17 protein-coding genes and 1 tRNA gene are annotated in these 25,964 nt (G+C 60.8%); 6 read left to right on the forward strand and 12 right to left on the reverse strand.

Annotation, left to right across the window (positions count from 1 at the left end; genetic code table 11):
- Positions 1 to 346: 346 nt before the first annotated feature.
- The 5 genes from FJ404_09645 to FJ404_09665 form a co-directional block, all read right to left on the reverse strand.
- Complete coding sequence (locus tag FJ404_09645) at positions 347 to 1,885, reverse strand: excinuclease ABC subunit UvrC (GenBank protein MBM3823133.1); 1,539 nt, start codon at positions 1,883 to 1,885, stop codon at positions 347 to 349.
- Between the two features lie 3 nt (positions 1,886 to 1,888).
- Positions 1,889 to 3,439 (reverse strand): TIGR03663 family protein, encoded by a 1,551-nt coding sequence (locus FJ404_09650; GenBank protein MBM3823134.1) that lies wholly within the window; start codon positions 3,437 to 3,439, stop codon positions 1,889 to 1,891.
- Entirely contained in the window at positions 3,436 to 4,119 is a 684-nt protein-coding gene (locus FJ404_09655; GenBank protein MBM3823135.1) for a discoidin domain-containing protein, read from the reverse strand. Before FJ404_09655 ends, FJ404_09650 begins: the two co-directional genes overlap by 4 nt.
- Before the next feature lie 90 nt (positions 4,120 to 4,209).
- Entirely contained in the window at positions 4,210 to 5,664 is a 1,455-nt protein-coding gene (locus FJ404_09660) for a Gfo/Idh/MocA family oxidoreductase (GenBank protein MBM3823136.1), read from the reverse strand.
- Between the two features lie 55 nt (positions 5,665 to 5,719).
- Positions 5,720 to 6,478 carry a tetratricopeptide repeat protein gene (locus FJ404_09665; GenBank protein MBM3823137.1) on the reverse strand — a complete coding sequence of 253 codons (759 nt, stop codon included), beginning with the start codon at positions 6,476 to 6,478 and terminating at the stop codon, positions 5,720 to 5,722.
- Between the two features lie 88 nt (positions 6,479 to 6,566).
- Here FJ404_09665 and FJ404_09670 point away from each other — a divergent pair, with 88 nt between their 5' ends.
- The 6 genes from FJ404_09670 to FJ404_09695 all read left to right on the forward strand — a co-directional run bounded on the left by FJ404_09670 (position 6,567) and on the right by FJ404_09695 (position 12,715).
- Positions 6,567 to 7,241, forward strand: coding sequence for a hypothetical protein (locus FJ404_09670; protein ID MBM3823138.1), 675 nt, complete (start codon positions 6,567 to 6,569; stop codon positions 7,239 to 7,241).
- Between the two features lie 34 nt (positions 7,242 to 7,275).
- Positions 7,276 to 9,363: a hypothetical protein gene (locus FJ404_09675; GenBank protein MBM3823139.1), complete on the forward strand. Its 2,088-nt coding sequence runs from the start codon at positions 7,276 to 7,278 to the stop codon at positions 9,361 to 9,363.
- Between the two features lie 68 nt (positions 9,364 to 9,431).
- Positions 9,432 to 9,518, forward strand: a tRNA-Leu gene (locus FJ404_09680).
- A 279-nt stretch (positions 9,519 to 9,797) separates the two neighbouring features.
- A complete protein-coding gene (locus FJ404_09685; GenBank protein MBM3823140.1) occupies positions 9,798 to 10,757 on the forward strand; it encodes a hypothetical protein in 960 nt (319 codons plus the stop codon).
- On the forward strand, positions 10,709 to 11,794 hold the full coding sequence (pdxA, locus tag FJ404_09690; GenBank protein MBM3823141.1) for a 4-hydroxythreonine-4-phosphate dehydrogenase PdxA: 1,086 nt from the start codon (positions 10,709 to 10,711) through the stop codon (positions 11,792 to 11,794). The genes FJ404_09685 and pdxA overlap by 49 nt, the downstream gene beginning before the upstream one ends.
- Before the next feature lie 144 nt (positions 11,795 to 11,938).
- Positions 11,939 to 12,715, forward strand: coding sequence for a class I SAM-dependent methyltransferase (locus FJ404_09695; GenBank protein MBM3823142.1), 777 nt, complete (start codon positions 11,939 to 11,941; stop codon positions 12,713 to 12,715).
- Here FJ404_09695 and phnY read toward each other — a convergent pair.
- The 7 genes from phnY to FJ404_09730 all read right to left on the reverse strand — a co-directional run bounded on the left by phnY (position 12,690) and on the right by FJ404_09730 (position 25,521).
- Positions 12,690 to 14,111, reverse strand: a complete 1,422-nt coding sequence (phnY, locus tag FJ404_09700) for a phosphonoacetaldehyde dehydrogenase (protein ID MBM3823143.1) — start codon at positions 14,109 to 14,111, stop codon at positions 12,690 to 12,692. The two genes, FJ404_09695 and phnY, sit on opposite strands and share 26 nt — an antisense overlap.
- A gap of 123 nt (positions 14,112 to 14,234) precedes the next feature.
- A complete protein-coding gene (locus FJ404_09705; GenBank protein ID MBM3823144.1) occupies positions 14,235 to 15,059 on the reverse strand; it encodes a type II secretion system protein in 825 nt (274 codons plus the stop codon).
- A gap of 57 nt (positions 15,060 to 15,116) precedes the next feature.
- Positions 15,117 to 16,388, reverse strand: a complete 1,272-nt coding sequence (gene phnA / locus FJ404_09710; protein MBM3823145.1) for a phosphonoacetate hydrolase — start codon at positions 16,386 to 16,388, stop codon at positions 15,117 to 15,119.
- 106 nt (positions 16,389 to 16,494) lie between these two features.
- Positions 16,495 to 17,682 carry a 2-aminoethylphosphonate--pyruvate transaminase gene (locus tag FJ404_09715; protein ID MBM3823146.1) on the reverse strand — a complete coding sequence of 396 codons (1,188 nt, stop codon included), beginning with the start codon at positions 17,680 to 17,682 and terminating at the stop codon, positions 16,495 to 16,497.
- Between the two features lie 365 nt (positions 17,683 to 18,047).
- Complete coding sequence (locus FJ404_09720; GenBank protein ID MBM3823147.1) at positions 18,048 to 19,496, reverse strand: sulfatase; 1,449 nt, start codon at positions 19,494 to 19,496, stop codon at positions 18,048 to 18,050.
- The gene (locus tag FJ404_09725) at positions 19,493 to 22,129 is read right to left on the reverse strand and encodes a redoxin domain-containing protein (GenBank protein MBM3823148.1); all 2,637 of its coding nucleotides are present in this window, start codon (positions 22,127 to 22,129) and stop codon (positions 19,493 to 19,495) included. Before FJ404_09725 ends, FJ404_09720 begins: the two co-directional genes overlap by 4 nt.
- A gap of 584 nt (positions 22,130 to 22,713) precedes the next feature.
- Positions 22,714 to 25,521, reverse strand: coding sequence for a hypothetical protein (locus FJ404_09730; GenBank protein MBM3823149.1), 2,808 nt, complete (start codon positions 25,519 to 25,521; stop codon positions 22,714 to 22,716).
- Between the last annotated feature and the right edge of the window lie 443 nt (positions 25,522 to 25,964).

Raw genomic sequence — 25,964 nt, forward strand, 5'->3', positions numbered from 1 at the left:
GCTTCTCAACCACCGGCTACATGCTGGCGAGCCTCCGGCTTGCGACTGAGCCGCTTCACGTCACTCTGGTCTCACATCCCTTCTGCATCCGTCCCGAATCTCCCACTTGGGGTCAGGATGTCTGAGATTACGGGGAAGCGCCGTGAACGGCGCGGTCCGGTGGTGGAGCGCGGCGTTCACGCCGCATCAGGGTGTGACTGCCCGAGCGGGTGGCACGATCGAGGGGGAGATTGATGCGTGAGCGAAACCATTCGCCCTCGGCTTGCTGCGCGGCTGGAGGGGTTCGGCGACGCGGAAGCGCCGTGAACGGCGCGGTCCGGCGGGACGACGCCCGCCCGCGAAAACTTCAGGACTTCTCGGCGCGCGGGGGTTTGCCCGCTGGGGCGCGCGCGGCCAGGAACTCCTTCAACTCCTTGGCTGCGCGCCCACCGAATCCTGGCACTTCCGCCAATTGTTCCTCCGTGGCCAAACGCAACCGCTGCACAGACCCAAAGCGCTTCAACAAAGCCGCTTTACGTTGTTCGCCCATGCCTGGAAATTCGTCCAGAACGCTTTCCGATATCTTCCTCAGCCGCAGTTGCGCATTGTAGGTATTCGCGAATCGGTGGGATTCGTCCCGCACCCGCTGCAACAGCTTCAACGCCCCGCAATCGTGGCTCAAACGCAGGGGCTTCTTTTCACCACGACGATGGATCTCCTCGAATTCCTTCGCCAATCCGATGATCGGAAGTTGGCCCAGGCCCAAGCGATCCAACTCCGCGCAGGCCGCGTTGAGTTGGCCTTTGCCCCCGTCGATCAAAATCAACTGGGGCATGTTTGAGGGGGTCGTGGTGTCGTCCGCGTCCATCCGTCCCTCCCGCAACAGCCGGGTGTAACGGCGCCGCACAATCTCCGCCATGCAGGCAAAATCGTCCTGGCCCACCACGGACTTGATCCGGAACCGGCGGTAGTTCGACCGGTCGGGTCGGCCCTGCTTGAACGAAACCATGGATGCCACCGCGAAGGTGCCGCTGATGTTCGAGATGTCGAAGCCCTCGATGCGGGCGGGCGGTCCGGGCAACTCCAGAATCCCCGCCAACTCCTCCAGGTCTTTCCGGGGATCGATGGCCACGGGCAAGGTGTAGGGAACACGGGTGAATTTTCGCGCGGGCTTGGTGGTCTTTTGCAGATCGCGCAGCAGATCGCGCAGCTCCGCCGCTTTCTCGAATTCCTGCCGGGCGGCGGCGGATTTCATCGCCTCCTCAATTTCCCGCGTCATTTCCTGGCAATGTCCCTCGAGAAAATCGCAAGCCGATTCCACCTGCATGCGATACTGCTCCCGCGTGACGTTCCCGATGCACGGGGCGGTGCAGTAACGCAAATTGGCGTAGAGGCAATGTTTGTAGTCCGCTTCCCCCGGATGCAGCGGACGGCACCCGCGCAGGTTGAACTTGTGCCGCACCAGCGCCACCGTGCGCCGCACTGCCCCCGAGCTGGCAAACGGACCGAAATAGCGCGCCCCGTCGTCCTGCTCCAATCGCGTGAGCGTGAATCGCGGGATGGGATCGTTGAGATTGACCTTGAGGAGCAGGAAATGCTTGTCGTCCCGGAAACTCACGTTGTAACGGGGGCGAAATTCCTTGATGAGTTTGCCTTCCAGCAACACCGCCTCGGCGTCGGATTTCACGATGTGGGTGTCGAAGTCGTGAATGGCGTCCACCAGGGCGTTGAACTTCAAGTCCCAGCCTTGACGGCGAGAGGGATGAAAATACTGGCTCACGCGCTTCCGCAAATCCCGCGCCTTGCCCACATAAATCACGGTCCCAAACCGGTCCTTCATCAGGTAGATGCCGGGTTTGTGCGGCAACTGGCTGACTTTGGCCCGAATGCTGTCGGTGGCCGGCATGGACTACTCCTCTTCCGTCGGTGCGGGACGCTGGGCGACATAACGCGACCACAAACCGAACTCCACGTAGGTTTCAAAAAACTTGCCGGGTCTCAGTTCGTTCATGCCGACCATGATCCATTGTTTGTTCGATTGTTCGTCCAGCTTGGCCCCCAGCGCGGCGGCGGTGAGCACGATCGGGGCCCACGGCTTCGGAGGCATTTGTTCGTACCAACCGAGTTTTTGAATACGCCGCAAATACCACGGCAACGGCCAATAGTCACTCTGCGCCGCCACCACCTGCACCGGGGTCTCGAACTTCGTTTCTGCCACCGCGGCCACGGCATGGACGCGGTCCACCAAATGCAAGACGTCCCGAGCGGTTTGGGCGTACACCCAGGGATTGCGCCGGTCGAAGGCATAGTCGATGGAAGCCCGGCGTGCCTGCCACGCCAGTTGGAAGGCCAGTCCAACCAGCAGCAACCCGACCGCCGCCTGCGCCGGAACCGGCCTGATCCGGGCCAGGATGGCGGCGGCCCCGCTCCCGGCCAGCAGGATGAAACCCAAATGAAAGTTCAGCGAGCACCAGGGAGTCTTATAGGAGATCACCGAGTAAATCCCCGCGAGAAAAACCGAAAACAAAGCGATGAATCGGAGCCCGGGCGAAGATCCGCGGCGAAACGAATCGATCCAACCGATCACAGCCAACCCCAAAATCAACCCTTCGCTCCAGACGGGTCCTTTGACCGGATGAAACCACGCCAGCCTTTCGAGATAGAAATGCCAGGGATGATTGTGCGGTGAATCACCGCCCGCCCTTTGCAGCCAGGGCAAATACGTGCGCCAGGAATCGAGCAGCCCCGCGGGGTTCTCGAAAAAGGAGGTGAAGAAGAGGGCCCACATCGCAAGAGCCGCCAGCAACCCCGCCACGGCATGCCTTAAGTTCCAGGCCTGCTTCAAAATGCTGATCCACTCTCGCGGAGGTCTCCCCCAAAAAGCCGCGCAGCCCGCCGCCCCGCTTGCCGCCGCCATGGTGAGGACGAAGGTTTCTTTGGTCGCGTACATCAGTCCGATGCCCGCGCCGCACAGCATCGCCCACCTCGCCCGTCGCGTTTGCGCATAGCGCCAGCCAGCTCCCATGGCGGCCAGGGTAAAAAAAACCAGCGGCATTTCATGAATGAAATACCGGCTGTAAAACACCATCGCGGGTGAAATCGCGAGGAACACCGCTGCCCATCCCAGGGCCAGCGGGGACAAGGCGCCTGAGAACAGGGGGAGAAGCAAAAGGAGTGCTGATCCGAAGGCGACGGTGACCCAACGGAGCCGTCCGTCGTCGAAATCCTGGGTGGACTTAGCGCCGGATGCCTTCAGGAAGGGCAACGAGGCGTAATGGAGAACCGGGCCGTGGTACTCGTGGGGGTCGTAACGGTAATGCCCCTTTTCCCATAACTCCGCGAGTTTGATGGCGTTGACCCCTTCATCGTTGTGAAGGGGGCGCCGGTCCAGTTGGGGAATGCGCAATCCCAGCGCCAAGGCCACGGCCAGGAGCCATCCCCCCGCGGCCCGCCAGCTCATGGCGCGGGCAAGGCGTAGACTTCAATTTCCTGCCAGCAGTTCAGGGCGCTCAACGTATTGCCTCGGGTGTAACCCCGCACATACCGGGCCGAGATGCCTTTCGCCGGAACCGCCTTGCCGAACTCCAATTCGAAATACTCGCGGTCCGTGCCGATTCCCTGGCCGGCCGAGTTGTCCACATCGTTGTTGAACAAGGTGGTGACCCCGGTTTTGAACTCCGGATCGTTGCTCACTTGCAAAATCACATCGCGCACGGCCTGCACATAACGGTGATCATGCCACATGACAATCGCGTGGATTGCGAAAGACTTCCCCAAATCAACCTGGACCCACTGGACGCCTTTCTTCATTTCGACGGCGTCATCATCAATGGGCTCGCGCTTGCCGTCGGTCAGTTGTTTCAGGTCGCCCAGGAAAGGAGGCACGCTGCTGGTGGCCGATTTGCCTGCCGCGACATTGACCACGCCGGCGGGAACCTGGAGCGGCGGCGGCGCCTTGTCCGAAATGGGTTCGATATTCGGTCCCGCCGGCAGATCTTCGGGGGTGCCCTTCAACGTGTGGGACGGAAAATCGATCTTCAAGGGAACGGTGCCCTTGCCGTCTTGAGCGGGAACCGTGGCGGGGAGAAGGGCACCGGTCAAAGCCAGCGCCCACAAGGAAAGCTTCATCGTCTTCTTCATAGTTCGTGCAACATGCCGCGCCGGTCGCGTCGGCGGCGTAATCTCTCGGGATCTTGGATTCTTGGCGATGCCTAAATATTCAAATGCAGGCTAGATTTGCCAGCCCGGGCGGTAATCCCGTTTCACGAATTGGGCCGCTTCAGGAATGTTGGTCGCCCGCATGTTCGGGCCGTCCCAATCCAGCTTGCGCCCGATGCCCGTCCGCAACGCCACGCATCCGAGCAGAATCATTTCGTTGAGATAGGCGGCGATCTCGAAGTTGGAGTAAGAGGCCGGACCTCCCCGCATCATTGCGAACCATTCTTCCTCGTGACCCGGGGACCGCGGGATGCTTTGAGGCACCGCGATGCAAGCCTCGTGTTTCTCACCCGCCACGTATTCCTTCTCATCGTTCAAGATGACCTGGAATCGCGCGCCGTAATCGTCCCCGGCGAAGAGCTTGCCTTTTTCACCCACCACGAGGCAGCCGCTGGCCGGCAAATCGCCGCGCTGGGCCACGATTTCTTTGGTCAAATCCGCGCCCGGGCGCAACGGGGATACAAAATTGCCCGCCTTGAAAATCTCGTGCTTCGGGTTTGGATTGCCGTCATACCACCAGAACTTGCAGGCGGGCAGCCCTTCGCGTTCCGGGTAATCGAACCGAATGCGTGAGGTGAGCGGGAAGGTTTCGGGATAAATCCGCGAGGCCACTTCCAGTTCGATGCCCGTCGGATAGCCGAGCTTGAGGGCCCGGAAAGGCATGTTGACCGTGTGGCAAGCCATGTCCCCGAGCGCGCCTGTGCCGAATTCGTACCAGCCACGCCAATTGAATCCGTGATACACGCCCTTCTTGAAAGGGCGCAGCGGAGCCGGACCCAGCCAAAGATCCCAGTCGAGGGAATCCGGGACCGGATCCTGCCCGATCGGGCGGTCGAGTCCCTGCGGCCAGACGGGGCGGTTGGACCAGACATGCAATTCCTTGGGCGCGCCGATGACTCCGGCTTGAATCACTTCGACGGCGCGGCGCAGGCCGGCCCCGGCGCTGCCCTGGTTGCCCATTTGCGTGGCGACCTTTTTCTCCATGACCAGGCGGCGCACTTCGCGCGATTCCCAAACCGTTTGGGTCAGGGGCTTCTGGCAATACACATGTTTGCCCATCCGGAGCGCGCGGATGGCCACGAGCCCGTGCAAGTGATCCGGGGTGGAGATCGTCACCGCGTCGATGGACTTGTCCATCTCGTCAAACATCTTGCGCCAATCCTTGTAGAGGCGGGCGTCGTAGGTGCGGTTGTCTTTGGCGGCGCGGTCCTGCAAGGCTTTATGCTTGCCGGTGAGCGTTCCGGCATCGACGTCGCAGAGGGCGACGATATTGCCTCCCAGACGATAGGCATTGTCGGTGTCGCTGCTGCCTTTGCCGCCAACGCCGATGCAGGCGACGTTGATGCGGTTATTGGCGCCTTGGGCGCGGAGGAGCGAGGGGAAGCCTACCGCGGTGGCGCCGGCCAGGACGGTGGATGATTTGAGGAAGTCACGACGGGACCCGTAGTGGAAAGTTTGCTTTGGCATGGGATTTTGCTACGCTTTCGCGGCCCGACCGACAAGCAATTTTCCTGAATACTGATCAGTTTCGCGGGCTTCCCTGAGCCGAGAGTTTCTGGCGGGTGCGGTTCATGCCGCTGATGGCGGGGCCGTAGTGGGGCTGCAACGTGAGGGCGCGTCCGAATTTTTCCAAAGCTTCCTCCAGGCGCCCCTGCGTGTAGTAAGCATTGCCGAGATTGACATGCGCTTCGACGTAATCAGGGCTCAACTCGACGGCGCGCGCGAAATGCGGAATCGCCTCCGTGATGCGCCCGCTTAATCCCAGGGCCGTGCCGAGACTGTTGTACGCGCTCGAGCTGGAAGGGTTGTTCTTGATGGAAGCCTGGATCATTTCCACCGCCTCGGCATACTTGCCCTGGCTGGCCAGGATGTTGCCGAGATTGTTCTGCACCTCGGCAAAATCAGGAAAGAGCCGCAGCGCCTCGCGGTAATGCTTGATGGCATCCTCCTTGCGTCCAAGCTTGGCCAGTGTCGCGCCCAGATTGTAGTGGCTGTTCTCGTCGTCCGGATTCAGCGCCAGCGCTTGGGCATACTTCTCCCGAGCCTTTTCCCATTGGCCTTGGCTGAATAACTCGCTGCCCTCGTTGTTGAGTTTGGTAATATTCTCGCCCAGGGCGGTGGGATCGTCGGAATCCGCGGGCTTCGCGGAAACCGACGCGGAGGGATTGGCGGTCGGCGGAGACGCGGCCTTCGAAGCATCGCCGGCCGGACGGCACCCGCCGACCAAGATCACGAGCCACACCGCAAAAACACAACAAATCCAGCTGTCCCTTCGAGCCATGAGCGGATGCTGGCGAATTCCTGGGAGGGATGCAATCTGAGCCTTTCCTGGTTGAAATTCGGATCATTTCGCCGTTACCTTTTGTGACATGAAAACTTCCCTTTGCATTTGGGCCTGTTCCTCGCTGCTTTGCCTCGCATTTCAATCCAGCCTTTTTGCCCAGGAAGGACGTCCGCGCCGCGAAGGATTCGGAGGTCCCTTTGGCGCCTCGGAACCGGTGGATTGGGAGGCGAGGCGGAAATCGATCATGGAGAAGTTTGACGCGGACAAAAATGGCACCCTCTCCGCAACCGAGCGCGAGGCGATGCGTGTCGCGCGATTTCAGGAAGCGCGACCGGGAGGAAGCCGCAGTCGAGGAGGCTTCCGCATGAATATGCCTCCGGAAGTGGTGAAGAAGTATGACAAGGACGGGAACGGGGAGCTCAGTGACGCCGAGACTCAGGAGGCCATGCAAGGCATCCGCGCTCAGATGGAGCAGGTCAACCGCGATTACGACGCCAACAAGGACGGCCAGTTGGATGAGCAGGAAATGGCGAAGGTGCGAGCCGACATCGACGCCGGCAAGCTGGAAGGTCTGCCACGCTTCATGTTCATGGGCGGCGGGCGAGGAGGGCGCGGCGGACGGGGAGGCCCCTGGGGAGGTCGACGGTCGGAACCCGAGGCTCGTTTCCTGGCGGCGGACAAGGACAAGGATGGAAAACTCAGCGCGGCGGAGTTGAACGAGGCAAGGCAGAGCGCCGCGAAGCCGGGGGCCGCGAATTGATGCGGGGCGGAACTTATCAACGATTCTCATTTCCATGAACCCCTGCTTCATTTCCCTTGCCGGCTGGATCACGGATCGACCGAAGGCTGCATTTTCAACGGGATTCACGTACCGGCTGATCCTGGCTCTGAGTTGGACCCTGGCGGCATCCTGGGGTCTGGCGGCCGAGAAAGGCGGCGGCACGGTCAAGTTCAACCAGGAACGAGGTTTTTTCGACAAGCCATTCTCGCTGGAATTGAAACACTCCGAACCGGGCGTTCAGATTTACTACACGCTGGATGGAACCGAGCCCAAACCCGAATCCAACCGGCTGTATCGCGATCCGATCCGGGTCGAAAAGAACACCGTGATTCGAACCGCGGCGTATCAGAACGGCAAGCGTGTGGGCCGCGAAACGTCGCGCACCTTTGTTTTCCCCAAGGAAATCTTCCGGCAATCCTTTGATGGCATGCCCCCGGCCGACTGGCCGTTCCGTTGGGGTGGCAACCGTGTCGATTTCGGCATGGACCCCCGTGTCGTCGAAGATCCGCTCTACGCGCCCGAACTCGAGCGCGCGCTGAAGTCGATTCCGTCGCTTTCGCTCGTGATGGATCTGGGAGACCTCTTCGACGAGAAGCGGGGGATTTACGCCAACGCCATGCGCCGGGGACGCGAGGCGGAAAGGCCCGGCTCATTGGAATGGATTCGGCCCGAGGGGGGCGCGGAATTCCAGATCAACGCCGGCATCCGCATTCGCGGCGGATTCAGCCGGATGCCCAACAACGCGAAACATTCGTTTCGTTTCTTCTTCAGGAAGCAATATGGGGAAGGCCAACTCAAGTATCCCTTGTTCGGCGAGAAGGGTGCGAAGTCCTTCGACGGTTTTGATCTTCGCACCTCCCAGAATTATTCCTGGAGCATGGGGGGCGATCCCCGGGCCGTCTTCATTCGGGACGTGCTTAATCGCGATTTGCAGCTCGCCATGGGACAGCCGAGTCCGCGCAGCCAATTCGTCCACCTCTTCATCAACGGCCAGTACTGGGGCCTGTACAACACCTGCGAACGCCCTGAAGCGGCGTTTGCCGCGAGTTATCTGGGCGGGAAGAAGGACGATTACGACACGTTGAAGCCCAGGGGTGGGGCGGGCGAGGGCGGCTTCGGTCCTGGCGCCTCGGGGGAAATGCCTTACGCGACCGACGGGAACAAGGATGCCTGGCGAAAGCTATGGGAGGCGGCCAAAGCGGGGCTCTCGAGCCAAGAGGCCTATTTCAAAGTGCTGGGCCGGAACGCGGCCGGTGAGCGCGACCCCAGCCTGCCGGTCCTGCTGGATCCCGAGAACCTCATCGATTATATGCTCGTGATTCTTTATGGGGGGAACATTGACGCTCCGATCACCAAGTTCGCGGGCAACAGCATGCCGAACAACTGGTTCGCCGTGCGTTCGAGGAAAGGCGAGCACGGGTTCCAGAGCTTCGTCTGGGACGCGGAGCACACCTTGCTGGATTTGCATGAAGACCGGACGGGACCTTTCCCCGCCGGGAACAGTTTCGAACAGAGCAATCCACAATGGATCTTTCAACAGTGCCTGGAAAACGCCGAGTTTAGAATGCTTCTGGCGGATCGCGTCGAAAAACACACCCGTTCGGGCGGCGCCCTTTCGACGGAAGGCGTGAAAACCCTGCTCGATCGCCGGTCGAAGGAAATCGAGAGCGCGGTGATTTTGGAATCGGCCCGCTGGGGGGACGCGGGCGGAGGATTCGGGTTTAGGGGAGGCGGCGAGGAAGGAAACCGCCAGCCCCGGACGCGCGATCGCGATTGGCGGAAGGAAATGGAGCGCATTCGCAACGAGTACATTCCGAAAAGAACCGCCATCTTGCGCGAGCAACTCTGGGGCCTGGGAGTGCTGCCGGACGTGCCGGCTCCCACGCTCGCAGCCGCAGGCCAGGAAGTTGAACTCAAGGGTGGCGCAGGTGAGATCGTTTACACTCTGGACGGGAAGGATCCGAGGGCGGTGGGTGGAGGGAGAAGTGCTTCCGCCCGCAGCGCGCAAGGTTCGATCAAAGTTTCGGGAACGGCAAAAATCAAAGCCCGTGTGTGGCGCCAGGACGATTGGGGGCCGCTGGCCTCGTGGCCGGTGGAGTAGGTTCAAAACAGGAACGACAAGGCAGTTGCCTTTCCACGGGCAGGTTGCGTAGTGTCGCCGCGTTGGTCGCCGACGTGGCGGAATCGGCAGACGCGCCAGACTCAAAATCTGGTACTCGCGAGAGTGTGTGGGTTCGACCCCCTCCGTCGGCACCAACGGGGCTCTTTCTTGGCGTCAGAGGCCCTGGGGCGCGCCGGGAGCGGCTAACCGCGAAATGTTTGCCCGGCTTCTGGTCTGGTTCGACGATGTGGACGGCGGCCCAGCGCGCGTTACGGGACACCCCGTTCATCGCCAGGGCCAAACCACGACGAGAAGAAAGTCGGCTATCTCAACGCGCTCCACACCACACGAGCGGCCTGCTATGACCAGGCCTTGTTTCTGAAGTAGCCCTGCTTGACCCTCTCCCGATCCTCATCCAATCTTTTCGGGTGATCATGCTACGATGCGGATGGGTGGCGGTGTGGATGGTATCCGCGGCGTCCGGGCTGTGGGCGGGCGAAAGCCGGCTCATCAACGGAATCGCCGCGATCGTGTTCGACTCCGTCGTGACCTTTGAGGACGTGGAACGTCAGGTTGCTTCGTTCGCCCCCACCCTCGAAGCCCGCTACGGGCGGCGTCCGGAAGTGATGGAGCAAAAGATCCAGGAGCTGCGCCGGGAACGGCTGGAAGAGCTCGTGGAGCGCAAGATGATTCTCCGCGAGTTCAAAGAGGCGGGATACAGCTTTCCGGAAAGTTTGATCGACGACCGGATCAAGGAGTTGATTCGGGAGCGTTTTGGCGACCGGGTGAAGCTGACCAAGACGCTGCAGTCCACGGGCACGACCTTCGAGCAATTCCGGCAGCAGTTCCGGGATCAGTGGATCGTCGAGCAAATGCGGCTGAAGAACATTTCCTCGGAGATCATGATCTCGCCGTTCAAAATCGAACGTTATTACCAGGAACATCAGGACGAATTTAAGCTCGGGGACCAAGTCCGACTGCGCATGATTTACCTCGACAAGGGCAAGCACGGGGCCGGCACTCGGAAGCTGGCGGACGAAATCCTGACGAAGTTGAAGGAAGGCGCCGCTTTTGCCGACATGGCGTCGGTGTACTCCGATGGCGTGCAGCGCCGGGAGGGCGGCGACTACGGGTGGCGGGAGAGGTCGTTTCTGCGCGATGATTTGGGGACGATCGCCTTCGGCTTGAACAAGGGTGAATTCAGCGGCGTGGTCGAAACCCCGACCGATTGTCATTTGATCTTCGTGGAGGACAAAAAGACCGCGCACGTCCGGCCCTTGGGCGAGGTTCGGCTGGATATTGAGAAGACCCTGAAGACGCAGGAGCAGGAACGGCTTCACAAGGCATGGGTTGCCCGGCTGAAAAAGAAGTCCTTCGTGCAGTATTTTTTCTGATTTTTCGCGTGAAGAAGCCGAACCGCCGCATCGTGGTGACGGTGGGAGATCCGGCGGGCATTGGTCCGGAGGTGACGTTGAAGGCGTTGGAAGCGAGACGGTCTCGGCAGGATTGGGAGTATTTGGTTTTGGGGGACGGAGAGGAGCTCAACCGAAAGGCGGCGCTTCTGGGTTTGAAAATCCGTTTGTGTCCCGATGAATTGAAGGAACAGCCGAGCTCGGGCGAGAGTTTGTTCAAGTGGTTGAATCCCGGCGAATCCTGGGGAAAGCATTCCATGAGTCCGGGGGCTGGGCCTGCCGCGCGAGCGGCTCTGGCGGGGTTGGAGTGGGGAGCGCGCGCCTGTCTGCGGGAGGAGGCTGCGGCCTTGGTGACCGGACCGGTCTGCAAGGAACACATCGCCGATCTGGGAAGGTCGTTTGTGGGGCAGACCGAATATTTGAGCGACTTGGCCGGGACTCGCGATGCGGTGATGATGCTCTTGGGGCATGATGAGGCGGGTCGTTGGTTGCGGGTGGCTTTGGCGACCACGCATGTGCCCGTGAGGGAAATCGCTTCTGCACTGACACGAGAGAAGGTGATTTGGGCGATTCGGCGTGCAAGTGAGGCGTGTGATCGGCTTGCCTTGAGTCGTCGACGAGTGGCTGTCTGCGGCTTGAATCCGCACGCGGGCGAAGGGGGAAAGTTGGGCGACGAGGAGATTCGAATCATTCGACCGGCCGTGGCGGAAGCGCGTGATTCGGGGTTCGACGTGGAGGGGCCGCATCCGGCGGACACTTTGTTTCGTCAAGTTTACTTGGGCGAGTATGACGCGGTGGTGGCGATGTATCATGACCAGGGCTTGGTTCCCTTGAAGATGGTGGCTTTTGATTCGGGGGTGAATTGGACACTGGGGTTGCCGTTCATTCGCACTTCGCCGGATCATGGCACGGCTTTTGACATTGCGGGCCGGAATGTGGCGCGGGAGCAGAGCATGAGCGCAGCGTTGGATTTGGCAGAACAACTGGCGGTCGAACCATGGAGCAAGACGTCGTGCTGACCGCGGCCCATCTGAGTGTCACGGATGAAATCGATCGGGGCGTGGCGTTCATGCCGCGTCCATGGCAGGAATCCCGCGGGCGCATCGCCTGTTGATTCCGCACCTCGCCCCTCCGTGGCCTGAACCTCAATCGGAAAAAGGAACATGATGAAGAACGGTTTGACGAGAGCGATGATGTGGGTGGCGTGCCTGGGCTGGGCCGCCGCCGTCGTGGGGGCGGATGGAGATGTTCCCGCCGTGCGCAAAGAGGGGCGCTATGAATTTCGGCGCGACCACCATCCGGATGGCATCGGGAAGTTTTACGAGGGTCGTGAGATTGCCCATGTGATGGGCCACCAAGCGGCGGGTTGGCTGGAGAGGCCGGAAAGAGAAGCGGAGGAGCGACCTGACCTCTTGATTCCGTTGCTCTCGCTGAAACCGGGCATGAAGGTAGCCGACATCGGGGCCGGAACCGGCTATCACGTTCGGCGCATGGCCAAGCTGGTGGCCCCGGGCGGGACGTCTTACGCGGTGGAGATTCAACCCGAAATGCTCGAACTCCTCGTGGCGAAAGCGAAGGAGCACGGGCTGACCAACGTGGCGCCGGTTTTAGGCGCGATCGACGATCCCAAGCTGCCGAAAGGTGCCATCGACCTCGTGCTCATGGTGGATGTTTACCACGAATTCTCACATCCGTACGAGATGCTCAGCCGGATTTGCGACTCGCTCAAACCCGGAGGACGCGTGGTCTTTGTCGAATTCCGGGCCGAGGAGGTTCGTGTGCCCATCAAGCTCCTGCACAAGATGTCGGAAGCTCAGGTCAAGCGGGAAGCCGCACATCATCCGTTGGAATGGGTCACGACCCACACCAATTTGCCCTGGCAACATGTGATCGAATTTCGGAAAAAATCCGATGCTACCAAGGCAGGGAGAAAGTCTTGACCGTCGAGAAGCACTTGATGGCTTCGATGACGCCCTCCTTGATGCCCAAGCCGCTGTCCTTGATGCCGCCGAAAGGGGAATTCTCGACGCGGTAACCCGGCACATCGTTGATGTTGACCATGCCGGACCGAAGTCCTTTGACCGCTTCAATGGCTCGTCCGAGATGTTCCGTCACAACGCCCGCGCTCAATCCGTAAGCGGTGCTGTTGGCAAGCGCCAGGGCGTCAGCCAGATCCTGGACCGTGATGACCGGCGCCAGTGGCCCGAAACTTTCCTGGACCACCATGCGGCAGTCGCGAGGGACCTGCGCGATCACCGTCGGCTCCATCAACGCGCCGCGCCGTTGTCCGCCCAGAAGGACGCGAGCTCCGGCGGCAACGGCTTCTTTCAAGACGGTTTCGAGATGGATCGCAGCCGCCTCATCGATGACGGTGCCCACCCGCGTTTCGGGGTCGAGCGGATCTCCCGCGCGATAGGCCTTGGCTTTTTCCACGAGCCTGGCCGTGAACGAATCCGCCACGGAGGCGTGGACCAGAATCCGCTTGATGGCGGTGCAACGCTGTCCTGAATTGCGAAAGCTCCCTTCGGCTGCGAGATGTGCGGCCAGATCCAGGTCGGCGTCATCGAGGACAATGAGGGGATCGTTGCCGCCGAGTTCGAGCACGACGCGTTTATATCCCGCGGTGCTGGCGATCCTTTTACCGACGGCGACGCTGCCCGTGAACGAAACGAGATCGACCCGGGGATCTTGCACCAAGGGCTCCGCGATTTCGGACGTGGGTCCCAGCAGCACGCTCAGCATGGGGCCGGGCAGTCCCGCCTCGACCAGAAGGCTGGCGAAGGACAGGGCGGTCAGCGGGGTCTTTTCGGATGGCTTGAGGATGACCGGGGTGCCGGCGGCAATGGCGGGCGCGATTTTGTGCGCGACTTGATTGAGAGGATGGTTGAAAGGCGTGATCGCAACCGCGCAGGACAAAGGCTCACGCAGGGTGAAGATTTTCCGCGACTTGCCTTGCTGCGAAATGTCTCCGGAGAAGATCTGTCCGTCGTCCCGCAAGGCTTCCAAGCCCGCGAGACGCAGCACGTCGCAGGCGCGTCCGACCTCGTACTGGGTCTCGCGCAAGCACAAGCCGGCCTCGGAGGCAATGAGGCGGGCGAAGAATTCTTTCCTGCCGTCCAACAGTTGGCGGGCTCGATCCAGAATGTGGTGGCGTTCGAAGCGCGTGGGAGTCGCTTTGAACGCGCAGGCCTCCACCACGGCTGTGTTGGCCTGAGCCCGTCCGGCCTGGAGAACCTCGCCGACGACTTCGCCGGACCAGGGACTGCGAACGAGAAGGGAAGCACCGCCGGATTCGATCGGGCGTCCGGCGACAAGGCAGGATAGGGTGAGGGGCATGGTGGAGGGGAAGAAAGGGATGAAGAGTTGATTCTGGGGGCGCGTGGAGTGGGAACGGCGAACCGCCGCCCTTCGAAACTGCCGCAAGATAAGATTCAGATTCCTGAGTAAAACCCGACCTGATCAATCGGGTCGCTTGGCGGGCTTGGTGTAGTCGCGATGCCAATCGAGGTTCCAGAGGTCTTCCAGACGCACCAGTTCCACGTGGCCATCCGCGGCCGAGATGTTGATGGAGCCTGGAAGGCGAGAACCGGCCGGGACCTTTTTCGGAGCCGTTTTGGCGGAAGCGCCGCCATGACGGGCCACGGAATATCGTCCAATGCCTCCGGCGACACCGTCACCCTCGTAAAGATTGCGCGCGGGCTTGTCGGTGGCGCGAGGCCAGGCGTCCACCCACATTCCATCCCCAAAAACGGGGGTGCGGGACGGGGAGTTGATGGTGGCTTCGGTGGCAAAGATTTTGTTGCGCTCCTCGCCGGAGATGAAGTCCATGTGGGAGTAGTGCCAGCTGTTGAAGACATAGCTCCCTTGGTAACCTTGGTTGCCATTGGTGGGCCAAATCCAAGTCTCGTCGGAAGTGCCATAATTGGGATTGGCGGGATTCCGGCTGATGCGGCGCTTGGGTTCGGGCGCCGAGGGGCAGTAGCGCACCTGATGGACTTGGGCCTGGTTGCGGATGAGGATGGCCATCCAGAGATCGCGTTCCTGGGTGTAGGGAATGGCCTTGCCCTGGTCGTTCATGTACATGAAATGCGCCAGGGACATTTGCTTGAGATTGCTGGTGCAGCGAATTTGCTGCCCCTTTAACTTGGCCCGGCTCAACGCCGGCAAAAGCATGCCCGCCAGAATCGCGATGATCGCGATAACCACCAGCAACTCGATCAAGGTGAAAGCGGCCCTTGACCCTCGTGGCCTGTGGAAGAGAAGAGTTGAGCAAGGAGAGTTCATGGAGCAATCGTGATGGGGGTTGGACCGGGTCGAGTGTCGCGCCGGTGCGGGCGAAATTCAAGCACCTGGAGTGGAGCCGAGGGGGCCGTTCAGGGTGAAGTCAAACAAATCGAAATTACGCACATCGGCACGGGCGCGTTGAACATAGGAATCCTTGAGTTTTTCCGAAATCAAGAAGGGAACCATCTCCTCATAGCGTCCGCCGTGGGAGCGAAGGCCCGAAGCGACGACTCTTAAATCGTGGAAGGCAGGGGTTCGGCCCAACACGACAGAGCGCCCCGAAATGGCCACGGCATCTCCTGTGCGATCCTCGGGCAGTTCGAGTCTTTCCGCGGCCCGGTCGCCATAAACCTCGGTGATGCCGGACCGGCGCTCGAGAAAGGAGAGGACTTCCGCGCGCCGGGACGCCGGCAAATCTTCGGGGTAATGGATGACCGCGAAGGATCCCAGGGCGCCGTGGTGGACGACGTACGGATCCGTGATGGGCAGGATGACGCGGAATCCGGGTCCAAACCGCTCGACGAGCTCGGATTCAAGATAGATGACGTGGGGGGATCCATCCGGTTTTTGCTTGTCGTTCATCCCATGGTCCGCGGTGATCCCGAGGACGGCGCCGAGCTTCTGCAAATAGCCCAGGAGCCGGTCGATGGCCTCGTAGAATTCGAGAGCCTCGGGCGCTTCGGGGACGAATTTGTGCTGCATGAAGTCCGTGGTGGAGAGGTAGAGAAAGTCGGCGCGGCCGGTTTCGATCAAACGGACTCCGGCCTGGAGCACGTAAAGGCTGGCTTCGCCGCTGTAAATCTCGGGGGTAGGGCCGACCAAGGACTCGACTTGCTCGATGCCGTGAGTGGGGAGTTTGGCTTGGGAGGCTTTTTCGGAAGAGAAGGCGATGCCTCCGGCGGCGATGAGCCCGCTGGCGAAGATGTCGCGCAGTTTTTCCTTGGCGGTCACCACCGCGACCTTCCGGCCTGACTTGGCCGCGGCGGGGAAAATCGTCGGGCAGCGTAGAAAGGAAGCCGAATTCATCATCACTTCCAGCCCGCTCTGACGATCGAAGAAATAGTTCCCGCCGATGCCGTGAACGCGGGGCGGCACGCCGGTGACGATCGAACTGTTGTTCACGTTGGTGAAAGACGGCATCGCCCCACGAGCGAGTCCCCGATAGCCGTTCACCGCGAGACGTTGCAGATGAGGCATGCGTTCGCGGGTCAAGGCGGCGTCGAAATACTCATCCGCGGATCCATCCAGGCACAGGGCGACCACGGGCCTTGACGGAGGCGTGTAGGAACGCCCGTTGACGGTGAATGATTGGGTCGAATATCGGCTCATAGGAATCGCGTTGAAACCGAACTGCGGACTCGATGGGAGAAAGACTTGATGGTGGTTGAATGCTGGAATCGCGAGGGCTTGGACCGCCGCGCGGGAGAGGTTCGTTTCAACCAGGGCTTCCGTCCGCCGTCTTGGGGGCCGGCAAAGGAACGGAGATGTTCATGGTCCGGAGAGTATTCTCAACCGCGCCGAGGAGGGCGCGGATATCGGATTCGAAGAGGCGTCCGATGCTGCCGATGCGAAACGTGTCGGCCAGGCTGATCTTTCCGGGGTAAATGATGAATCCCTGGGCGCTCAGGTGCCGGTAGAAGGTGTCGAATTTGAATCCCGGGTCCTCCGGATAATGGAACGAGGTGATGATGAAGCTTTGATGCTTGGGGGGAAGGTAGGAGCGAAAGCCGAGCTTGCGCATTCCTTCCTGGAGGACGGCTTGATTGCGGGCGTAGCGCGCGCCCCGCGCCTGAATGCCGCCTTCGATTTCGAGTTCGTGGAGCGCTCGATCGAAGGCGAGAATGCTGTGGGTCGGTGGGGTGTAGCGAAACTGGCCGTTCTTTTCGAACCCCTTCAATTGGGAGAGCAGATCGAGGCTGAGGCTGCGCGCCCATCCTTCGCAGGCCCGCAACGCGGCGTCGCGCGCGAACACGATCGAGAATCCGGGCACGCCTTCGACGCATTTGTTGGCGGACGTGACGAGGTAATCGATGCCTGCCGCCTCGAAATCGACTGGGACGGCTCCGAAACTGCTCATGGCATCGACGATGTACGACCGCTGGTGCCGACGCACACAGCCACCGATCTCGACCACGGGATTGAGGATGCCGGTGGTGGTCTCGCAATGCACCATGGCGACGTGGGTGATCGCCTTGTCATCCCCCAGGATCTGATCCAGAGCTCGCGGATCGGGCGGTGTGTCCTCGGCCGAGCGCAGCGCGAGGTGAGGAATGCGCAAACATTGCAGCATGTGCAGGATGCGCTCTCCGTAGGCGCCGTTGGCCAGGACGCAGACCTTGCCTTGGGGGGGGATGCAAGTGGCGAACACGGCTTCCACGCCGAAAGTGCCGCTGCCTTGGAGCAACACGACCTCGTAAAGTCCCGAACGATGGCCGAGCCCGGCGAGGTCGATCAGTTTCTTCCGAATGCGGGCGACGACCGCGTTGAACTCGAAGTGCCACGAGCCCGCGTCGCGGAGCATTTCCCGCTTCACTTCGAGACTGGTCGTGAGCGGCCCCGGCGTGAAAAGCAGTTTGTCTCCGGAGCGGGGCAACGGAACAGATACAGGGTTGTTCGAGGTCATGAATTCGCGCGCTCCAACCTTCAGCGACGTTGAGGTTAGAGTGGGGCCACCGCGAGGCAACTCCCTTGTTCAGGGGGGCGAACCGCGCATCTCGAAATGGTCTGTCGTGTGGCGCAGGCTGCCCAGCCTGCCGTATCGCCGACGGCCCGTCAGCCTGGCGGGAGAAGAAAGATGGCCCTTCCCTGCTCTCCACGCGCCGGGTTCCCTTCGTCGCCCCGCAAGCTGGGCAGCCTGCGCCACAGCAGACAGGGCTGTCTGCGTTACCACGACAACCCGGTCACCGACAACCTCGGGATGCACCGGGGGGCGCATCCCCTCTCGCGGCGCGTTTCCCAGTGTGCAAGCCGGATTCGAGCCCCATGGCATCAGTTCGGCTCGGCGATCTCGGCGAGTTGGGTGGGGGCGGGCGCGATCCGGGCGCGGTGTTCAGCCTGCGCGTTTTCGAAGGCACGCAGGATGTCCGGATGAAGCGCGGCGCGATTCCATCGCTCCCCGGGATCCTCACCGAGGTGGAACAGAAGCGGTGGAGAATGGGTCTGCGCGAGATCGGATCCATAGGCCGATTTCGTAATCCAATGGGCCTTCCACAGACCGATTCGGGCCGCATACAGCGTGGCGCCTCGATAATAGAAGAATGGTGGACGCGTCACGTTCGTTGCTTGAAAGAGCATGGGGGAGAGATCCACTCCATCGAGGGGGGAGTCGGGGAGTTGAGCTCGGGCGAGAGTGGCACAAGTGGGCAGGAGGTCCATCGTGGTGGCCATTTCCCGTTGAGTTGTTCCGGCGGGAATGCGTCCGGGCCACCAGAAGATACCGGGCACCCGCATGCCTCCCTCCCAGGTTGAGCCTTTGCCCTCGCGCAGCGGACCAGCGCTGCCTCCGTGATGGTCAAAGGTGAGCCAAGGGCCATTATCGCTGCTGAAAACGACCAGCGTGTTCTGGTCGAGTCTGGCCGAGCGCAGCGCTTGCAGGATTTGCCCCACGCTCCAATCCAGCTCCTCCACCACGTCCCCGTAAAATCCACCCGGGCTCTTCCCGCGAAATCGCGGGGACGCGAACAGGGGAACATGGGGAAAGGAGTGGGCGAGGTAGAGGAAGAAGGGCCTTCGCCTGTTCGACCGGATGAACTGCAAGGCTTCCTCGGTGTAGCGCCGGGTCAATTGAGTCTGGTCTGGATGCGTTTCGACCACTTGAGCACCGCGAATGAGTGGTGTGCGCCACCAGTCGTTGTTCTCCTGGAAAAACTTGTCGCGGCCCGCTGGCGCATTCGTGGCCGGCAGCATGTCATTCGAGAACGGCATGCCAAAATAACTGTCAAAGCCGTGTTGGAGCGGGAGATGTTCCGGCCGATGGCCGAGATGCCATTTCCCCACCATGCCGGTGGCGTAACCCCGGGATTTGAGCATTTCCGCCAAAGTGGTTTCTGCGGAGGGCAGTCCGCCTTTGGAGTTGTTTCTCAGCACACGGAACCGATCGTGGCACATGCCGGTGCGAGTCGGATACTTGCCGGTGAGCAAGGCGGCCCGGCTGGGCGTGCAAACCTCCGCGGCGGAATAGAAGGACGTGAAGCGCATGCCCTCGGCCGACATGCGATCCAAGTGCGGCGTGCGCACGATGGGGTTGCCGTAGCAGCCCAGATCGCCGTAGCCCAGATCATCCGCGTAGATGACCACGATGTTGGGCGGGCGCGTCGCGGTTCGGGCGGCGGGCAAACCGAACGTGATCCATGCCAACATCCAGGCGAGGGTCCTCAAAAGGCCGCCCGCAAATGGCAAAGACAAGCTATCCGAGCGATTGGGGGAGGTCAGGCTCATCGTTGCCGGTTCAGCGGTCCGCGCGGGGAGGCCTTGGTTTTCGCTGCAGCGACGGTCTTCGATCCATTCCCGAAGCGTAAGAGCCGCTTCGATTCATCAAGCAGAAAGGCGGTTTCAAGGAACGGCTCGAAGCCAATGTCCTGCCAGCGCAACAGGCCTTCGCCGTCGATCAAGAAGGTTCCGTGCAAGGGAGTTTGCTCGAATCCATCGAACGCGTGAAAAGCGCGGAAGGCTTCACGAGTCGGATCAGCCAGTAACGGAAATGAAAAGCGGCTCGATTGCTTGGACGACGTTTGCTTGAGGGCGTCAGCGGCGTCGGTGCTGACCGCCACCAGCGCGAGGCCGGCTTTTTCAAAATCTTTTGCCGCCTCCTCGAACTTGTTGAGTTGCTCCATACAGTGGGCACAGCCCTTCCCAAGATAAAACAGCATGACGTAAGGCCGGCCACGATACTGCGAGGAGTCGCGGCGGCGGCCATGTCCGTCGGTCAAGGTCCATGAAGGCGCTGCCGGTGGGGTCCAGTGCAAGGGTCCCAGGTTCGCCAGGTCAGGCCGTTCTCCAAAGTCCCCACGGCGCGCGGCGGGCCGGCTCAAGTCGAGTTTGATCGACTTGAGCAAGGGATCGAGCCGTTTGATCGCGGGCAGATCGAGGTCGATTGACGCGTTCATGGAAGCCAGTTTGCGGGCGGCTTCCGCCGCTTCGTTCGTCTTGCCGGCTTGGCGCAGCACATGGGCGTAGATGGCGGTTTCGAGGACTTGATTGGTCGCGGATTCGGACGCCTCCTTCGCCAGGGATTCCGCTTTGGCGAGATCTCCCGCCTCGGCGTGAATGCGAGCGAGGCGGATTTTAGGGATGTCCTTTGCCAATTCGAGCTGTTTCGTGAGTTCGTTGGTGTCTTTGTCCGCCAGCGCGGCCAAAGCCCTCAGTTCGGCCCGGAAGGATTCGATCTTTTCCATCCGGCTGTTGAACGATCCCAAGGCTTCGGTCATGGCTTTTTGAATTTGGTCAGCGGACTTCTTCTCCCGACGGGCGGTTGTTTCAGCGTGATCCACAGCCGCCTGGCGTTCAGACCGGATCGTGGCTTGGGCACGATCGAGAGCCTCTGTCTGCTCGCCAGCCTGGCGAACCTGTCCTTTGGCGAAATGTGCTGCGCCAAGCGCGACGGCGAGCCGGGCCTGCTCATCGGGCAGCGAAGTGAGATCGAGATGCGGCGTGCCCGCCAGAGTAATCAGCTCGTCCCATAACTCAAACTTGGGGAGCAGGCTGAGCAATCGGGAGCGACCTTGTTTCCAGCTGGAACGTCCATAATCGTAACGAGGAGCGGAGGGTTGCGTGGCGAGTGTCGAATTGGTGCGCATAAGCCGGGGCAGTTCACTCAGGTTCTTGGCCAGCGCGATCGCTTCTTTGACCCGGCCGCTGAAGGACCAGCTCTCGACGAGCCAGTCGTTGTTGTGGGTGTAGTTGTGAATTTGATCCGGCATGACGCGATCCCGGATCATGTAGGCGTGGTCGGTCCGCGCGCTGGCCTCTTGTTGCCAGGCCGCGTCGTCATGCCGGGCAAGCTTGGCGTACGTATGGCCCGGCATGTGCCACATGTGGGCGATGCCGGGAGATCCGGCACCGCAGAGGGCGGCGGAGCGGAGCGCCTTGGATGGCTTCTCGGGATCCCAAAGATGAATACGGAAGTGGTGGACGGGATGAAGCGGATGTTTGGAGAGGATCGCCTTCGTCAATTCATCCACCGCGAGGTGGCTGCTGATCGAAAGCTCGGTGTTGTTCCCGAAACCGCTGTTATCCCAAATCTGGTAAACCAGCAGAGCGCGGATTTCCATGTCCTCGGGAAAGTCTTCAACCAGGGCTTCGTAGGCGCGAATGAGATGGCGCCGCCTTTGTTTGAGGTCGCGTTTCTTGCCCTCTTTTTCCTCGGTGTGAAACTCGGACAACGCCTCGATGAGGCGCTGTTCGCGAGAGGAAGCCGTCGCTTTGAGGGTCATGGCATTGGTGAGGAAACCCCGGGCGCGCTGGGCGTTATTGGCGTTGGCCATGGCCATGCCCCAGAAGGGCATGGGTGCGTTCGTGTCCAGCAAGCTGGCTTCCCGGAAGGAACGTTCGGCTTCGAAATACCAGAAACCGTGGAGCTGTCCGACCCCTTGAATGAAAAACTTCTGCGCTTCGGGCGATCGCGTGGTGATCGGGAAGGCAATCTCCGGCATGCCGGGCATCAAGTACGCGCGTTGGCGGGGGCCTTCATTGAAAGCCTCGCCGTGGTAGGAATGCCCGGGCGCGCGGGTTTCGAGGACGGGTTGGGCTTGGAGCAACAAGTTTCCGCCAACCCAACCGAGGGCGATCCATCGAAGCAGGAACATATCCAGGATGATTCTTGAAATGGAAGAGTCTGTCAAAGCTGGTTCGATGGCTCCGGAAAGGGCAGGGAATTCTCGGTGCTGCAACGTTTTTTGGTCCTGCCGGGAGGGGTCGAACCTTACGCGGAGGCCGCGGTCGAACTCGGACTGAAAGGCGACACGGTATCCGTCGCTGTGCATCGGCTTCGCAAGCGATTCCGTGAACTCATTCGAGTCGAGGTCGCCCGCACTGTCCAGCACCCTGAGGATACGGAGGACGAGTGGCGCCATCTCCTCGCAATCCTTCGGGGCTAGCCTTTCTTTCGCAACTGGGCGGTCTCGGGATGCCTAAGGAACCGTGCAACATTTACTTCCGGTTTTCTCGCTTGTTCTTTTGACCTGGAGCATCGTTGCACTTCAGGCACAGGCCCATGGCCAGGGCATGCGCCCTCAGTGCGCCTCGCTCCAGGTCAAAATCCCGGTGCGGGAAAATCGGAATTAATGGTTGCGCGATTCCTAAGGTTCAACCCGTCGCAACCGACGTCACGCAACCCAAACTCGTCCCTCCAGGAATCCCTTTGGGATTGAAGGTGGGATTCCGTCACCGTGGGCATCGCCCATTCGGTGGCCCATTCGCCCTGGCGAACCGCGTCTCGTTTCTCCCTCTTCGCACCCTCCCCCAATCACTCTCCGCCGCTGACATCCATTCGGTCTTCTCCACCAGGACATGTCGCAGCAACAAGATACTCGGGACAGACATGTCGAGCACTTCCCAGACCTTGGCTCCCGTGGGCAGAGAGAGGTCCGCCGTGTCTTGCTCCATCCTTGGCGGGGCTGATGGGTTCAGCCCCGCCAGGATGTGTTGTCCTCGCTGGTTAGCGCGTGCGGTAAAACCTCTGTGCACCGCTGATCGCCTCGCTCAACGGGCTGCTGCCGCCCGTCGCTTTCCACGGGCCGGTAACGTCCGGGGCGGATTCCAGCGTGCCCGTGTATTCGATGACGATATTACCTCCGGCCAGCTTGACCGAGGTAATCTTGCCGCCCACCGGGGGCACGTCCAATTTTTGTGATTCGTCCCGGGCTTGGAACGCTTTGAGGCCGACCGCTTCGTTCTTGCTGTCGTTCAGCAGAACTTTGGTGCCCACTTTGTCCACCAGGAACCACTCGACGTTCGCGCCGCCGCCGCCTTCGTACCAAATCAGGCGCAACGGATACACGCCCGCCACCGCGACGTTGAATGAGAAGATCGTGTCCGCCGCGCCACGACCGCCGTTGAAGATACCTAAAATGGGGGCGTTGGCATCGCGCTGCGTGGCAGGGGTGACTTTGAAACCATCATCGCTATTCACGCCCATGCGATAAATCCCTGGCTTGGCGAACTCGACGAAGGCAATGATTTCCTGGGTCAGGTTGTCCGTGCTACCGGTATCGCCTGGAATGCCGGGGATCGGTTTGTCTTCGAAGCCATTGCCGGCGCTGAAGTTGCCCACCGCTCCAGGAGCGTCCTGGTTGTAGTTGACCACGTCCGTCTCCACAGAGGTTTTGGGGTTGGCAACGTTGGCTCCACCCACGGTTCCGGCGATTTGATTCTCGCCCCGGTTGTCATCGTTGCTCAACCCATCCGCAGATTGGAATGTGCGAATTTTGAAGCCGCGAGTTTGGCCCGAGCCAAGCTTGGTGCCGATCGCGACGGGCAGAGTGGTGTAATTCGCCACGGTGAAGCTGAACGCGCGCGTGAGCGTTTGCGCGGGCGTGCCGTGGTTGAAGGTCAGTTCCACGTTGTGCTGCGAGTTTGGCGGGAACAATCCGGGATTGGGATAAACGATGCGCGTGGTCTCACCCGAACGAGTGACGGTCGGTTTCACGTCGGCTCCGTCGAATTTCATTTTGACGGATTTCTCGTCCACCTTGCTGTTGGCGCTGTCCGCAAGCTCGACAATCACATCCGTGTCCGCCGCCGCATTGTTGTCCCCGCCCGCTGGAATGACGGTTTTGGCGATCGGTGCCGCGGCGCCCGAGGCCGACCGGTAGGACTTCGGACCGCCGTCGCCGTTGATCAACGACTTGGCCCCCGCAGCATTAAGAATGAACCACTCAATGTTTGCGCCGCCGCCGCCCTCTTGCCAGGCGGTGCGGAACGCGTAAGTACCCGCCTTTTCAACCACAAAATCGAAGATGGTATCCGAGGCGCCACGGCCGCCATCGAACTGTCCGAGGATGAGCGAGAATTTGTCCCGCGGATCCCCGGCCGAAACCGTCGTGCGGAAACCGTCATCGCTGTTCACCCCCATGCGAACGCGCCCGGCCGGAAGCGTGATGAAGGTGAGCGCTTCGGCTGCAATGCCGTCGGTACTACCTTCGACGCCGGGAATACCCGGCATTTGCAGGTCCGGCGTGAATGCGCCGTTATTCTCGTCCGCCGACTGGCTGAGATTGATCACGTCTTCGATCTCGAATTGAATCAATGCACTCGGCGCGGCGCTCAATGGTTTGCCCGGACCTTTGGCGTTGCCTTGGGCGCTGGCGTCGGCCTGGTTGGGCAGAAGCTGGCCATCGGCTCCGAAAAGCGCACCTGCAAGCGTGTCTTCGATCCTCTTAATGGTGTTGTCCTGGTTGGCCGCGTTCTGGAAGATATTCCACACGAAGCCGGGCTGGCCGGTATTCGGTGTCACCGCCCAGGCCGCGGGCACGAGCGCATATCGGGCCACGGTGAAATTCCACGATTTGCTCGTCGTGGCCCCGGTGTTGTTTTTGTACTCAATGGTCGCACTGTGCTGGGATCCCGGCGCGAAGATCGAACCAGGTTGATACTCGACGAAAATCACGCCGCCATCCTTGGTCGTTTTGGGCGTCACCTGGGCCCCGTCCACGGTCAATTTCACGGACGCTTCGTCGAGCGTGGTCGTGCCGTTGACAAACACACCGCCGACGGCGGAGTCATACGCCGCGGCGGACGCACCTTCCGCAGGCACCGGCGCAAAAACCAGCGCTGAAGGCCGACCGTCATCCACCGGCGACTCCGGAATATTTTGCGCGGGCGGGCCGTACCGGGCGAGTTGCAGGACGAATGCGTCCAGTCCGATGCCATCTTCGCGCTGGAACATGCGCACCGTGTAGGTGCCCGCCTTCAGGGTCCAAAGCATGGGGTTGCCGCCTGCATCTCCGCTGACGAGTTCCGCACCGCCGTCGCCGTCCCAACCAGCGCCTTGATTCAGGTCGGCGAAGTTGCCGTTCTGCGGCAAAGGAGCTTTGCGAAACCAATCTGCGTTTGCGCCGCCCTCGCCATCCTTGAGTTCATCGATGGACACATACATGGAGTCGCTCGCGCCATCGAAGCCAATCGTCCGCAGCCACATGCGATACTGGCCCGGCACGCTGATCTTCACCTTGTAATCCATTGTGGGGCCGGCGTCCTTGGCATCCGCATTATTCCGGTTCTGGCCACTATCCGGAGTGACTTCCATGTATTTGCCTCCCCGAGCGTTGCGGTAAGCATGGCCTGGGTCTTCGTCCGGAATGATTTTCCAGACATGGTCGTCATCGGAATTATTCCGTTTGTCGAAATGTTCCGCTTCTACGACAACGACGCCACCAACTTCCTTGTAAACGGCTGCCTCGATGCCAAAGCCAAAGCCGCCGGCGAGCAAGACAATGAGGAGGGATCTCAACAGGTATTGACGCATAGCTACAATGTGGTTTTCGCCTGGTCAGCCTGGCGGCTGCGTCCACCGAACACACAGGCACACGCCCATGCACGACAACGCCGTCAACAGGGTGAACCAAGCTGGATTAGATCGAATTGGGTCAAGTGAACCGAACCCTAGTTCTAAAAAAAGCAAGCAAAATCTGTGACTATCTTGCGACTTGAATCATTGCCGAGCCGTGGCAAACGTAGATGCGTGCTCCGCCTTCGTCACGGCCTAAGCGCTCCACGTCAGCAAGGGATGTGGAAGCGGCAATCTTTCTTTCGCAATGAAGGCATGCCTACAAGACACCGTAAAGATGTCATGAAATTACGCATTTTTTAACCTCAAAGTGAAAGTGTGTGCCGCACGCTAATGTTCTGGGTCTCTGTCGCCAAGGAACTCCTTCCTCTCCCTGCGAAGAATGAGTGGGGAGAGGACCG

The organism is Verrucomicrobiota bacterium, assembly GCA_016871495.1.
Lineage (GTDB): Bacteria > Verrucomicrobiota > Verrucomicrobiia > Limisphaerales > VHDF01 > VHDF01.

Coding starts and splice junctions, on each gene's coding strand:
- FJ404_09665 (MBM3823137.1), bottom strand. CDS start 6,478: ATGGCTCGAAGGGACAGCTGGATTTGTTGTGTTTTTGCGGTGTGGCTC.
- FJ404_09660 (MBM3823136.1), bottom strand. CDS start 5,664: ATGCCAAAGCAAACTTTCCACTACGGGTCCCGTCGTGACTTCCTCAAA.
- FJ404_09705 (MBM3823144.1), bottom strand. CDS start 15,059: ATGAACTCTCCTTGCTCAACTCTTCTCTTCCACAGGCCACGAGGGTCA.
- FJ404_09650 (MBM3823134.1), bottom strand. CDS start 3,439: ATGAGCTGGCGGGCCGCGGGGGGATGGCTCCTGGCCGTGGCCTTGGCG.
- FJ404_09725 (MBM3823148.1), bottom strand. CDS start 22,129: ATGGCGCCACTCGTCCTCCGTATCCTCAGGGTGCTGGACAGTGCGGGC.
- FJ404_09675 (MBM3823139.1), top strand. CDS start 7,276: ATGAACCCCTGCTTCATTTCCCTTGCCGGCTGGATCACGGATCGACCG.
- FJ404_09670 (MBM3823138.1), top strand. CDS start 6,567: ATGAAAACTTCCCTTTGCATTTGGGCCTGTTCCTCGCTGCTTTGCCTC.
- phnA (MBM3823145.1), bottom strand. CDS start 16,388: ATGAGCCGATATTCGACCCAATCATTCACCGTCAACGGGCGTTCCTAC.
- FJ404_09645 (MBM3823133.1), bottom strand. CDS start 1,885: ATGCCGGCCACCGACAGCATTCGGGCCAAAGTCAGCCAGTTGCCGCAC.
- pdxA (MBM3823141.1), top strand. CDS start 10,709: ATGGGTTGCCCGGCTGAAAAAGAAGTCCTTCGTGCAGTATTTTTTCTG.
- FJ404_09695 (MBM3823142.1), top strand. CDS start 11,939: ATGATGAAGAACGGTTTGACGAGAGCGATGATGTGGGTGGCGTGCCTG.
- FJ404_09685 (MBM3823140.1), top strand. CDS start 9,798: ATGCTACGATGCGGATGGGTGGCGGTGTGGATGGTATCCGCGGCGTCC.
- FJ404_09655 (MBM3823135.1), bottom strand. CDS start 4,119: ATGAAGAAGACGATGAAGCTTTCCTTGTGGGCGCTGGCTTTGACCGGT.
- FJ404_09730 (MBM3823149.1), bottom strand. CDS start 25,521: ATGCGTCAATACCTGTTGAGATCCCTCCTCATTGTCTTGCTCGCCGGC.
- phnY (MBM3823143.1), bottom strand. CDS start 14,111: ATGCCCCTCACCCTATCCTGCCTTGTCGCCGGACGCCCGATCGAATCC.
- FJ404_09720 (MBM3823147.1), bottom strand. CDS start 19,496: ATGAGCCTGACCTCCCCCAATCGCTCGGATAGCTTGTCTTTGCCATTT.
- FJ404_09715 (MBM3823146.1), bottom strand. CDS start 17,682: ATGACCTCGAACAACCCTGTATCTGTTCCGTTGCCCCGCTCCGGAGAC.